Source organism: Xanthomonas citri pv. mangiferaeindicae (genome assembly GCA_002240395.1).
GTDB lineage: Bacteria > Pseudomonadota > Gammaproteobacteria > Xanthomonadales > Xanthomonadaceae > Luteimonas > Luteimonas citri_A.
Genome location: CP016836.1, coordinates 314781 through 327481, shown reverse-complemented (window position 1 = coordinate 327481; position 12701 = coordinate 314781). Strand labels below are relative to the sequence as shown.

Sequence of the window (12701 nt, the reverse complement as noted above, 5' to 3'; positions counted from 1 at the left end):
TCCTGGAGGAACTCAACGCGGCACACTCGCCGGCGGTCCGAGCAAGGTCGCAGGCACGCCGTCGCGGACGATCTCGATGCGCTGCACGACCACGGCCGGATCGACGCGCCACAGACGCAGCGTCTGCGCACCGGCCTCGACGCGGTGGTGCGACGTGGCGACGTACACGCTGTCGGCGACCGCACGTTGCCAGGCCAGGAAGTCCGGATGGCCGGGCGTCGGGTCCAAACGCATGGTCAGCAATTGCGGCGCGGCGGTGTCGAACGACACCGCGAGGCGCTGGCCGCCGCGATGCGCGTAGTCGAGGGTGGGCGACAGCACCACGCGGACCTCGACCTCGCCGGCGGTCTGCAGATGCACCGGATACTCCAGCCACGCGCCACCGCGGCCGGGTTCGCTGGATGCGGCGGTGACCGGCACCGTGGTCACGCCCGCGCGGCTGCGGCCCAGGTGCGGAATGGTCTCCCAGGCCAGGCCGTCGGGCGCCACGGCGCGCGTGTAGTCGCCAGCCTCGATCGCGACGACCCCGCCACTCTCGACGAAGCCTGTCATCGGCCCGGTCGATGCCGGCCGGGTCACGGGCACCACCACACGCACTTCGGTGCGGTCGCTGCCGAGCAGGTCGAGATAGGCAACCTGCGTCCCGGTGGGCACCGCCTGCCAGTCGACCTCGATGCGCAGCGGCTGGGCGTCGGTGACCTCGGCAGCGGCTGGCGTCACCTGCAGCCAGGCTGCCGATGAGGTGGCGGTGTAGCGGAACGGCGCCGCGCCCCGGTTGAACACGACGAGCTCGGGGGCGCGCGTGGCCTGGGGATCGAGCATTGGCAGCCGGGCGATCTCGGCCGGCACCGGCCAACCGCGCGGATCGCCCTCGACCGCGACGCCCATCGTGCCGCGCTCGCGCACATCGATGCGCGCCAGCGCCGGCAGCACGTTGCGGTCGGGCATCTGCCAGTGGGTGTAGCCGATGCGCGGCTGCGACATCATGTGCACCCACTTGCCGCCGGCGATGTCCTGCTCGTAGATGCGCGCAAGCTCCGCGTCGCGCGCGAACAGGCGCGTCGCCTCGTCCGCCCAGGCATTCGTCGACGCGCGGCCCTGGTCGGCGTACAGCCGGTTGCGCGCGACCGCGATGTGGAAGCGATTGAGGTTGGCGCTCGCCAGCACCGGGTAGGCGACCAACTGGTACCAGGCGTCGCGCTGCGCAGCCGGCAGAGCAGCGCCGACGCGCTCGGTCTGCGCGACCAGCGCGTCCCATTCGGCCAGCACGCGCTCGGCCTCGCCGAAATGCAGCAGGCTCCAGGTGTCGGCCGACACCAGCTCGGGCTTGCGGCGTGCGTTGTACTGTGTGTAGCGGGTCAGGATCTCGCCGATCTCGCTGGCGTGGGCAGTACCGAACTGCTGCGCGGCCCAGGCGGCGGGATAGGCCGCCAGCGCGTCGCGGGTCATCGCGTCGGGGTTCCAGGCCTGGTCGAGGAAGAAGCCGATCGGCAGCTCCATCGGTTTGATGTCGCCGACATTGACCACCCACAGCCGGTCGACGCCGTGCGCATAGGCCAGGCGCATCTGCTCCCAGACACGCTCGATCTGGGTGGTGTTGAGCCACTTGTAGTTGCGCGGCCCGCCGACGTAGTCGAAGTGGTAATAGACGCCATAGCCACCGGCGCGACGGTCGCCGGGCGCGGGCAGCCGGCGCAGGTTGCCCCAGTTGTCGTCGGCGAACAGCAGCGTGACGTCGTCGGGCACCCGCATGCCGGCATCGAAGTAGTCCTGCACTTCCTTGTACAACGCCCAGACCTGCGGAGTGTCCTGCGGCGGGCGGCCAGTGACGTTGGCGAGGATCTGCCGCTGGTCGGCGACGATGCGCTCGAGCAGCGCGATCGCCGTGCCCTCGGCCATCGGTTCGTCACCGTCGCCGCGCATGCCCAGCGTCACGACGTTCTCGTGGCCGCCCATGCGCGTGATGCCGGCGCGCCAGAAGTCGCGCAGGCGCTCGGCGTTCTTGGCGTAGTCCCAGGGCCCCGCGCCATGGCGCGACCATTCGACGTGCGCGCGCATCATCGGCTCGTGGTGGCTGGTGCCCACGACCACGCCCATCTCGTGGGCGAGCGCGGCGTTGCGCGGATCGTCGTCGTAGAACGCACGGCCCCACATCGCCGGCCACAGGAAATTGCCCTTGTGGCGCAGGATCAGGGTGAACACGCGTTCGTAGAAACGATGGTTCGGGCCGCCATAGGTCGCCTGCATCCAGCCGCCGAGCGCGGGGTCCTCGTCGTTGATGAAGATGCCGCGGTAGCGCACCGCCGGTGCGTCGACGAAGCGGCCGGGGGCGATGTGCAGCGCGGCGCGATGCGGCGCCGGCACATCGGCCCACCAGGTCCACGGCGACACCCCGATGCGGCGCGAGAGTTCGTAAAGACCGAAGATCGTGCCACGCCTGTCGGCACCCGCGATCACCAGCGCCCGATCGATGCCCGGTTCCGGGGCATCGACCACCTGTAACAGGTGGCCTTCCCAGGTGCCGGCGACGCCGGAGACGTCGAGGCCGCGCTCGCGCACGATGCGGTCGATGCGCGGGCTGTGGCCAAGCGTGCCGGCGATGATCGCCAGCGGCGTCGCGGCCTTGGGCGCATCCGTACCGGCGACCGCGGCCAAGTCGGCGCGCAGATCGCCGGCGGCGCGCAGTACGCCTGGATCGTCGGTCGCATCGACCAGCACCGGCAACGGCCGACCCTCGACGATCAGTGGCAAGGCGCCGGGCACCGCTGTCTCGCAGACTGCGGCCGGTCGCGCACAGTCGTCGGCGACTGGCGTCGGCACGGTGGCCAGCGCCGGGCAGGCCGCGGCGATCAGCAGCATGACCGCTGTGGACAGCCGCCTTCTGCGCGCTGCGCACGCGAACGACACCATCATTCCGCCTCGCCGCGCAGGTAGCGGCGCAGCCAAGTCAGCGCCGGCCGCTCGCTGCCGTCCTCGCGGACCAGATAGGCGCCTTGCGCGTCGCGCCACAGGCCGCGTCGGAACCCCCACATGGTGACGCCCTCGACTGCAGGGTGCTCCCAGAACATCGGGAAGATGCGCTGCATGTCGCGCAACTGGGTCGCGTCGTCGGGCCCGTCGATGTCGAGTTCGGTGACATAGACCGGCAGCTCGGTCGCGCCGAGCGCATCGAGGTTGCGGCGGTGCACCTCGATCGCGGTGTCGGTCGTGGTCGAGAACGCATGGCCTTGCACGCCGATCGCATCGACCAGCTCCTCGGCCTGCAGCAGCCGCACGATCTCGAGATAGCGCCGGGTGGCCTCGGGATCATTGGTCACGCTGTACTCGTTGATCATCAGCTTGGAATCGGGGAAGTGCCGGCGCGCAAGTCGGAACGATTCGAGGATCCAGTCCCAGCCGCTCTCGCCGTCGCCGCCCAGCGCTTCGATGTAGTGGCCGCCGCCTTCGTCGTCCTTGGACGGCGGGTCGTGCAGCGGCTCGTTCACGACCTCGACGAAATCGATGCCCGGATAGCGCGCGGCGACGGCGGCGAACCACTGCTCGATCTCGGCGCGCTGCTCGTCGGGCGGCAGGGTCTTGATCCACTCCGGCTGCTGGTTGCCCCACACCATCACATGCATCTGAAACGGCAGGCCGTGGTCCTTTGCGACCTGCCAGGCGGCATCGAGCTCGTCCCAGACCATCACGTCGCGTTCGGCCTCGACCTCGCCCCATTTGCCGCCGTTCTCCGGCGTGATCTTGTTCCAGTAGTCGGTGAAGCCCGGCGCCTGTGGCGGGCTGTAGGCGCCGCCGAGGAATTTGTCGTGACCGTGGGCCAGCGCCGTGGACGCGGAGGCTGAGGCCGAGGCTGAGGCCGGTTCGGCGGTCTCGGCGGCTGGCGCGGCATTCGGGCGCTCGCCGCAGGCGGCGAGGGCAAGGACGAGCGCGCCGAGCAAGGGCAGGGAAGAGGTCTTCATCGTGTCAGGCTCCCGAAATCGAACAGAACATCGCAGTGGCACCGGTGCAGACTCATGCCGCGCCGTCGTCCAGCCGTGCCGGCGCCAGCTGCGGCGCAAGCAGGTGCACGATCAGCAACGCCACCAGGTAGGCCGAGCCGGCCATCAGGAACACCGGCAGATAGCTGCCGGTGGTCTGCAGCAACCAGCCGATGAACGTGGCGATCATCATGCCGCCGACCGCGCCAGCGAAGCCGCCGATGCCCACGACCGAGGCCACTGCGTTGCGCGGAAACATGTCCGAGGTCAGCGTGAACACATTGGCCGACCAGCCCTGGTGACCTGCGGTCGCCAGTCCGATCAGCGCCACGGCCAGCCACAGATTGTCGGCCTGCGCGGCGAACACGATCGGCACCACGCACAGCGCGCAGACCAGCATCGCGCCCTTGCGTGCGCGATTGACGCTCCAGCCCAGGCGCAGGAAGCGTCCGGCCAGCCAGCCGCCGAGGATGCTGCCCACGTCGGCCAGCACGAAGATCGCCACCAGCGGCAGCCCGAGCGCGAGCAGGGTCAGGCCGTACTCGGCATTGAGGAATTTCGGCAGCCAGAACAGGAAAAACCACCAAATCGGGTCGGTGATGAACTTGGCGGCGACGAAGGCCCAGGCCTGGCGGTGGCGCAGGATGCGCCGCCACGGCACCTTGGCCGACGGTTCGGGCGGATCGCTGCGGATATGCGCCAACTCGGCGACCGACAGTGCGGGCTGCTGCTCAGGCGTGCGATAGGTCAGCAGCCACACCGCCAGCCACGTCGCGCTGAGCGCACCGGTGAACAGGAACGCCGCCTGCCAGCCCCAGGTCACTGCGATGACCGGTACCAGCAACGGGGCGACGATCGCGCCGATGTTGGACCCGGAATTGAAGATGCCGGTCGCGAACGCGCGTTCGCGCCGGGGAAACCACTCGGCCACAGTCTTGATCGCGGCCGGGAAATTGCCGGCTTCGCCCAGTCCCAGCAGGAAGCGCGCGATCATGAAGCCGGCGACGCTCGCCGCCAGCGAATGGCTCATCGCGGCGATGCTCCACACGCAGATCGCAATCGCGTAGCCGGCCTTGGTGCCGAGCCGGTCGATGACGGCGCCAGCGCACAGCAAGCCGATCGCGTAGGCGGCCTGGAACGCGGTGACGATGGCGCCGTACTGCATTTCGCTCCAACCGACCTCGTCCTGCAGAAACGGCGCAAGTACGCCCAGCACCTGGCGATCGACGTAGTTGATGGTGGTGGCGGCCAGCAACATCGCGCAGACGCGCCAACGGTACATGCCGACCTTCGCGGCCGATGAGGCGAGCGCGGCCCGATCACCGCCGCTCATCCGCATCGCTCCGCACGCTCGCTGTGAGCGACCGTCCGTGGCCGCGCGCTCCCAATCGCTGTCATCGCCTCCCTCCAGGCGTCGTCCGCGTCGCCGAGACGTGGTAGCGCTATCATTATCATAGCGAGCTTCGGAATGCGTTCTGCGCTGCACCACGCCGGAATTGCATCGCCGATGCGCGCGACATGCGTGATTTCAGCTGGATTTATGCAGTCAATCCGCGCCAGTGTATCCATGCTGCTACGCAGCGTGCGGTCGTTTTTTGATAGCGCTACCATCAATTTCGAGCGCGGCGCCGAGGCGGTTGTCAGGCCGGGCAGGGGCGAAAAACGAACACCACACCATGGCATGGGCGACGCAAAGCGCGCCATGTGCGGTCACCAGAAACGGGAGGGGAGTACGGTGTACAAGCAAGTCTCGAAGAATGCGTTGTCGCATGCGCTGGGTCTGGCGCTGCTGGGAGTGGTGGGCACGCCGGCGCTCGCGCAGGACACGGCGCCGGCGGGAGCGTCGGCCACCGATCTCGATGCGGTCGTCGTCCGCGGCTACCGGCAGAGCCTGCAGTTTGCGACCGAGGCCAAGCGCGACTCGACCGGCTTCACCGATTCGATCTTCGCCGAGGACATCGGCAAGTTCCCCGACACCAACATCGCCGAATCGTTGAGCCGCATCCCGGGCATCCAACTCAACCGCGACGTCAACGGCGAGGGGCTGAACATCGCGATCCGCGGGTTGCCCAGCAGCTTCACCAAGACCACGATCAACGGCGCCTCGGTCGCGACCGCGTCGATCGGCCTGGATGCGACCAACCAGAACCGTGAGGTCGATCTCAATATCTTCCCGACCGAGTTCTTCAACCAGCTCACCGTCTACAAGTCGCCCACCGCGCGCCTGGCCGAAGGCGGCGCCTCGGGCGTGGTCGACATGCGCAACATGCGTCCGTTCGACGTCAACGGCAGCCAGCTGACCTACTCGCTGCAGGCCGACTACAACGACATCAGCGAAAAGACCAGTCCGCGCGGCACCGTGATCGGCAGTTGGACCAACGAGGACGGGACATTCGGCGTGCTCGCCGGCGTGACCTCGCAGCGCGGCAAGATCGGTGTCGAAGGCTACGAGACCATCGGCTGGACCAATCCCAACCTGACCAATGCGCAGTGCGGCAACGGCGGCGCGCCGGCAGGCTTTCCGTCGCTGGGCAGCCCCTGCAACGTGACCGGCGGCAATGGCTGGCGCATCCCCGATGTCGTGCCGGGCAACCGCTCGACGCTGGGTGCCGGACTGGTGCCCGGCCAGGTGATCGATGCCGCGTGGCTGCGGGCTGCCAATCCCGGCCTGACCCCCGAGCAGATCGGCGAAGCGTTGATCCCGCGGCTGGGCCGGCCGGTGCACATGAGCGGCGACCGCGACCGCGACGCGTTCCTGGGCTCGGTGCAGTGGCGCCCGAACGACCGCGTCGAACTGTACATGGACGTGCTCTACACCAAGGCCAAGCGGACCAATGACCGCATCGACATCAACCTGATCGGTCGCAATGGCAACATCATTCCGCTGGACATGCAGCTCGATGGCAACAACGTCGTCACCAGCGCCACCTTCGCCAATGCGCAGTTCTTCATGGAGGCGCGGCCCTACACCGAGGACGTGCAGTACTGGCATCTGACGCCCGGAGGTACGTTCTGGTTCGGCGAGGGCCAGGACATCAAGCTCGACGTGCAGGCCAATATGAGCCGCAGCTGGATGTTCCGCGACTCGCCGACGATCGGCTTCAATTCGCCGTTTACGACCTTGCAGTACCGCAACGACGGCAACGTGCCGACCTGGGACGGCGACCTGGATCTCAACGATCCGGGCCTGGGCTGGACCTGGACCGGCGGCCGCGTCTGGGCGCAGAACGAGAAGCGCGTCACCGAAACCAGCGGCATCCGCGCCGACCTGCAACTGGGCGAGGATCGCAACAACGTGAGCTTCGGTGTGTCTTGGGACAACAACCAGCGGCGCATCGAGGGCTTTGGCGACACCGGCACCGACTGGCAGCCCTATGCGCTGTCGCAGATCAGCGACGCCCAGTTGGCGAACTACATCCTGCCCGGACCGAGCGGGTTCGTGACGGTGGATTTCGATCGCTTCATGCGCGACACCAATTACGCGCACTACCGCGACCGCGCGCCGGAGGCCGCCGGTCCCAATACCGGGGGCGCCACCGGTGGCTTCGACGAGACCACCAAGGCCGCCTATGTGATGGTCAATGGCGAGTCGGAGATCTGGAATCGCAACCTGCGTTACAACATGGGTGTGCGCTATGCGACCACCGATCAGGAGATCAGCGGTCCGGTCACCATCGGCGGGGTCCGCCAGTGGCAGACGCTGACCGGCGACTACGCCGAGTGGCTGCCGTCGTTCAGCGCCGCCTGGGACGTGGCCCAGAACGTCGTGCTGCGCACCTCGGCCTCGCGCACGATGACCCGGCCCAACCCCAGCTCCATGTTGCCGGCGACCACCTTCACCGACATCTCGGCCCAGGTCGCCACCCAGGGCAATCCCAACCTCACGCCCTACACTTCGACCAACTTCGATATCGGCGGCGAGTGGTATACGGGCGGTGAGGGCTTCGTCGGCCTGACGCTGTTCAACAAGCGCATCGAGGGCTACACCTACCAGGGCGTGACCACCAAGCCGTTCCGCGAGTTGGGTATCCCGTTCGACACGCTGGTCGACGCGCAGCAGCAGGCGATCAACTCGCGCGGCGGCCCGGACGTGGCGATGGTCAACGTCAACCAGCAGGTCAACGCCGATGCCGAACTCGAGGTCCGCGGCTGGGAGGCGATCTGGGTGCAGCCGCTGAGCGTGGTGCTCGAAGGCCTGGGCTTCATGGCCAACTACACCAAGCTCGACATCAAGGCCCTGGGCAACGATGCCAATGCGCTGGCGGGCAACGTCTATGGCGTGGCGCCGTCGATGTGGAACGCGACCGCCTACTGGGAGAACGCCGTCGCCTCGGTGCGCCTGTCCTATACCTGGTCCGAGGGCGCAGTGGGCTCGGGGCCAAACCAGCAGGGCATCCCGTTTGCGCAGATCTATGGCGAGGATCGCGGCCAGCTCGACCTGTCGGCCAGCTACACGCTCAAAGGGGTGCGTTCGGAGCCGCAGCTGACCTTCAACGTGCTCAATATCACCGGCGAGGAGCGCCGGTCGTACTTCGCCTACCCGAACGCAGTCAACGACTTTTACGACCCGGGCACCACGTTCACGGTCGGGATCCGCGGTACGTTCTGAGGCAGGGCGGGCCCTGCGCGCCGGCGTCTTCCTCCCGGACGTCGGTGCGCAGGTGCCTTGCAGGTGGCGATGCGGGCACCGCGCCGGTGCCGTCCGGGAGCAGTGGGGAACATCGATACAATGAGCAACGCATCGCAGGTCCTCTCGGTCAGGGAGAAGGTCGGCTACAGCCTCGGCGACCTCGCCGCGAACCTGATCTTCCAGACCCTGATCACGTACCTGGCGTTCTTCTACACCGACGTCTATGCGTTGCCGGCGGCGACGGCGGCAACGATCATCTTTGTCGTCGGCCTGCTGGGCGCGTTCGTGTTCACGCCGATGATCGGCCTGCTGGCCGACCGCACGCGCACGCGCTGGGGCAAGTTCCGGCCGTGGATCCTGTGGACGGCGGTGCCGTTCGGGGCGCTGGCGTTGCTGGCCTTCAGCACGCCGGAACTGGGCGAGCGCGGCAAGGTGGTCTATGCGCTGGTGACCTACACGCTGCTGGTGCTGGTCTACGGTGCCAACAACCTGCCGTATGCGGCGCTGAGCGGCGTGCTGACCGGCAACATGGCCCAGCGCAATAGCCTGTCGGCGTACCGCTTCGTCGCAGTGATGATCGCGCAGTTCGTGATCCAGGTGCTGCTGCTGCCGCTGGTGCTGATTCTGGGCGACGGCGACCGGGTGCGCGGCTTCGAGAGCGTGATGACGCTGTTTGCGATCGTCGGCACGGTGTTCTTCCTGATCACGTTTGCGACCACGCGCGAGCGCATCGTGCCGACACCGGCGCAGTCGTCAGGCGTGCGCCAGGACCTGGTCGACCTGGCCCGCAACCGTCCTTGGCAGGTGATGCTGCTGCTGACGATCTTGGTGTTCGTCGCGCTCGCCCTCAAGGGCGGCATGACCATCTACTACTTCCAGTACTACCTCGACCCCACCGCACTGGCCGGGTTCCTGGAGCGCACGGGCTTCGAACGCGCGATCGACGGGCTCAACGCGCTGCTGACCGGCGCCGGCATGGCGGGCTTTCTGTGGCCGGAGGACGCGCCGACCTCGGCCTTCAGTCTGTTCAACGCCGGCGGCATCCTCTGCATGATCCTCGGGATCGGGCTGTCGCGGCCGCTGGCCAATCGCTTCGGCAAGCGCAACGTGTTCGGCGGCGCGCTGACGGTCTCGACGCTGTTCCTGCTGGCGTTCTATCTCTATCCGCCCGATGCGATCGGTCTGGTGTTCGGCTCGCAGATCCTGCACGGCTTCTTCTACGGCATCACGATCCCGCTGCTATGGGCGATGATCGCCGATGTCGCGGACTGGTCGGAGTGGAAGAACGACCGCCGAGCGACCGCGATCATCTTCTCGGCGATGTTGTGCGGCCTGAAGGTCGGCCTGAGCATCGGCGGCGCGCTGGTCGCCGCGGTCCTGGCGCGCTACGGCTATGAGGCCGGCGCAAGTGTTCAACCGGCGGCCGCGATCGACGGCATCCGACTGGCGGTGAGCGTGTATTGCTCGCTGCCGTTCCTGGCCGGCGTGGCCCTGCTGTTCCTCTATGAGATCGACAAGCCGATGGAAACTCGGATCGAACATGAGCTCGGTGCGCGTCGTGCGCGCGCTGCTGGAGCTGCGGCATGACCGCGCCCGCCGAGGACGCATCGCCGGCCGGCGCGCCCACAGCCGATGCGATGCCCGCGCCGGACCTGCAGGCGCTCGCCGACCGGGCGATCTCGACGCCGCTGGTGACCCACATCCACACCGCCGATCCGTCGGCGCACGTGTTCGAGGGCAAGCTCTATATCTATCCCTCGCACGACATCGATGCCGGCGCCCCGTTCGACGATGAGGGCGGGCATTTCGGCATGGAGGACTACCACGTGCTGCGCCAGGACCACCCCGGCGGCGAGGCTGAGGACTGCGGCCGCGCACTGCATGTGCGCGACGTGCCGTGGGCCGCGCGACAGATGTGGGCACCCGACGCGGCCTGTCGCGATGGCCGCTATTACTTCTACTTCCCGGCCAAGTGCGATGACGGTCTGTTCCGCATCGGCGTAGCGGTCGGTGACCGGCCGGAAGGCCCGTTCGTGCCCGATCCCGAACCGATCCTCGGCACGTACTCGATCGATCCGGCGGTGTTTGCCGACGACGACGGCGAGCAGTATCTGTACTTCGGCGGGATCTGGGGCGGGCAGCTGCAGAAGTACCGCAACGACGTCTTTGATGCGGCCCACGAGGAACCGGCCGGCGCGGCGCCTGCGCTGGGGCCGCGTGTGGCGCGGCTGCGCGCCGATATGCGCGGGCTTGTCGAGCCCACGCGCGAGGTGGCGATCCTCGACGCCGACGGCCGGCCGCTGCGCGCCGACGACCACACGCGCCGTTTCTTCGAGGGGCCATGGCTGCATCGCCACGCCGGTCGCTACTACCTGTCGTACTCGACCGGCAACACGCACCTGCTGTGCTACGCGATCGGCGACAGCCCCTACGGGCCTTTTGTTCATCAGGGCGTGCTGCTCGAGCCGGTCGTGGGTTGGACAACGCAGCACTCGATCGTCGAGTTCGAGGGGCGTTGGTGGCTGTACTATCACGATGCCTTGCGCTCGGGCGGCGTGACCCACCTGCGCGACGTCAAGGTCACCGAACTGCATCACGACGCCCAGGGTCGCATCCGCACGATCGCGCCCTATGGCGGCTGAGATCGCGCGTTCGCGCACCCGCGACGATGCGTCCACGCCGCTGCCGCCGGGGCCGGTGCTGCGCATCGGCAGCGGCGCGACCGAAGTCGTCGTCGCGCCCGAAGCGGGCGGGCGCATCGCGCAGATCGTGCACGCAGGCGTCGCGCACCTGGTCGGCCCCGACGACGGCTGGCCGGCGACGATCGCCTGGGGCTGCTATCCGATGCTGCCGTGGGTCGGCCGGATTCGACGTGGCAGGTTTTGGTTCGAGGGCCGCGAATACGCGTTGCCGACGAACTTCGGCGGGCATGCGATCCACGGCGTGGGCTTCGCCTTGCCATGGCAGGTCGAGGCGCAGACGCACGATGCGATCGCGTTGTCGCTGACGCTGCCGACCGATGCGACTTGGCCGTTCGGCGGCACTGCGGCGCAGCGGATCGAGGTCGCGCCGCGGCGGGTGAGGCTGACGCTGTCGCTTGCGGCCGGCGAGCACGCGATGCCGGCAGAGATCGGCTGGCATCCTTGGTTCCGCAAACCCGAGCGTGTGGACTTCGCGCCGACGCAGGTCTATCCGCGCGACGACGACGGCATCGCGACCCGACCGCTCGCGCCTGCATCATCCGGGCCTTGGGACGACTGTTTTCCGGGTGGCGACGACATCGTGCTGTATCGCGGCGAGCAACGCTTGCGGTTGCGTTCGGACTGCGACCATCGGGTCGTGTACGACGCCGCCGCGCATGCGACTTGTGTGGAACCGCAAAGCGGACCGCCGGATGCGTTCAATCTCGCGCCACGCCGACTGGCGCCCGGCGAACGACTGACGCGCTGGTTCGAGCTGGTGTGGGAGTGATCGTGCGGACCGGCGCCGTCTGTCCGGCGTGATCGAATGCCCGCGAGTGCGGGAACACAAGGTCGCAGATAACGCGGGCCGCCACATCGCGCTGGCCATGGGCAGCGCGATGCGGCGGCCGATTCGGCTCAGTCCTCGTCGCCGAAGCTGCGGCTCGAATGCGCCGGCCGCGTCGTCGGTGCGTCGGGCACTTCGCGATCGGGTCCACCGACCGTGATCGCATCGCCGTGTGGCGGCGTGCTCCGGCCATCATCGAGCGTGCCCGACGCCGACGTGCCGGCGACGGTCTGGCGCTTCTGCCAGGCGTTGTAAGCGAAAGCCCCTGCGGCGCCGAGCGCCAACCATCTCAGCATTCCCATCGTGATCTCCGTGGTGGATTGCGAACCCTGCAAGCGTCGCGGCTGGGCCGTGAGCCGGCCGTGACCTGCGGCCGCACTGTCCACGGCTGGATCGCAACCGCTGCACTGCAGTCCGGCGCCCGCCGCAGCCCCAATGCAATGTCCGCAAGACATTGATTCGCTTGATTGTCCCCCGGTGGTCATTGTTCGCTGGCGTGTGCATACTCCAGTTCCCCCCCCGTCCGTCGGCATCCGGTTTCGTGGATCGAATTCCGGGCTAGCCCCGCT

General features: G+C 68.1%; 8 protein-coding genes. 4 read left to right on the top strand and 4 right to left on the bottom strand.

Annotated elements, in window-relative coordinates:
- Positions 1-12 precede the first annotated feature (12 nt).
- The 3 genes from BEN78_01450 to BEN78_01440 all read right to left on the bottom strand — a co-directional run bounded on the left by BEN78_01450 (position 13) and on the right by BEN78_01440 (position 5307).
- Entirely contained in the window at positions 13-2910 is a 2898-nt protein-coding gene (locus BEN78_01450) for a glycosyl hydrolase (GenBank protein ASR44828.1), read from the bottom strand.
- Entirely contained in the window at positions 2910-3935 is a 1026-nt protein-coding gene (locus BEN78_01445; GenBank protein ID ASR44827.1) for a 1,4-beta-xylanase, read from the bottom strand. The genes BEN78_01450 and BEN78_01445 overlap by 1 nt, the downstream gene beginning before the upstream one ends.
- A 73-nt stretch (positions 3936-4008) precedes the next feature.
- Positions 4009-5307 (bottom strand): hypothetical protein, encoded by a 1299-nt coding sequence (locus BEN78_01440; protein ID ASR42268.1) that lies wholly within the window; start codon positions 5305-5307, stop codon positions 4009-4011.
- A 369-nt stretch (positions 5308-5676) separates the two neighbouring features.
- On the opposite strand from BEN78_01440, the gene BEN78_01435 reads away from it, so the two are divergent.
- From BEN78_01435 to BEN78_01420, 4 genes are all read left to right on the top strand, one after another.
- The gene (locus BEN78_01435) at positions 5677-8583 is read left to right on the top strand and encodes a TonB-dependent receptor (GenBank protein ID ASR42267.1); all 2907 of its coding nucleotides are present in this window, start codon (positions 5677-5679) and stop codon (positions 8581-8583) included.
- Between the two features lie 120 nt (positions 8584-8703).
- The gene (locus BEN78_01430; protein ASR42266.1) at positions 8704-10191 is read left to right on the top strand and encodes a transporter; all 1488 of its coding nucleotides are present in this window, start codon (positions 8704-8706) and stop codon (positions 10189-10191) included.
- Positions 10192-10241: 50 nt separating this feature from the next.
- Complete coding sequence (locus BEN78_01425) at positions 10242-11246, top strand: alpha-N-arabinofuranosidase (GenBank protein ASR44826.1); 1005 nt, start codon at positions 10242-10244, stop codon at positions 11244-11246.
- Entirely contained in the window at positions 11236-12075 is an 840-nt protein-coding gene (locus BEN78_01420) for an aldose epimerase (protein ASR42265.1), read from the top strand. The genes BEN78_01425 and BEN78_01420 overlap by 11 nt, the downstream gene beginning before the upstream one ends.
- Before the next feature lie 128 nt (positions 12076-12203).
- On the opposite strand, the gene BEN78_01415 is transcribed toward BEN78_01420, so the two are convergent.
- Entirely contained in the window at positions 12204-12428 is a 225-nt protein-coding gene (locus tag BEN78_01415; GenBank protein ID ASR42264.1) for a hypothetical protein, read from the bottom strand.
- Positions 12429-12701 lie beyond the last annotated feature (273 nt).

Bases quoted from the DNA above. Each gene is read 5' to 3' on its own strand.
- BEN78_01450 (ASR44828.1), bottom strand. From the start codon at position 2,910: ATGGTGTCGTTCGCGTGCGCAGCGCGCAGAAGGCGGCTGTCCACAGCG.
- BEN78_01440 (ASR42268.1), bottom strand. From the start codon at position 5,307: ATGAGCGGCGGTGATCGGGCCGCGCTCGCCTCATCGGCCGCGAAGGTC.
- BEN78_01435 (ASR42267.1), top strand. From the start codon at position 5,677: ATGTGCGGTCACCAGAAACGGGAGGGGAGTACGGTGTACAAGCAAGTC.
- BEN78_01430 (ASR42266.1), top strand. From the start codon at position 8,704: ATGAGCAACGCATCGCAGGTCCTCTCGGTCAGGGAGAAGGTCGGCTAC.
- BEN78_01425 (ASR44826.1), top strand. From the start codon at position 10,242: ATGCCCGCGCCGGACCTGCAGGCGCTCGCCGACCGGGCGATCTCGACG.
- BEN78_01420 (ASR42265.1), top strand. From the start codon at position 11,236: ATGGCGGCTGAGATCGCGCGTTCGCGCACCCGCGACGATGCGTCCACG.
- BEN78_01415 (ASR42264.1), bottom strand. From the start codon at position 12,428: ATGCTGAGATGGTTGGCGCTCGGCGCCGCAGGGGCTTTCGCTTACAAC.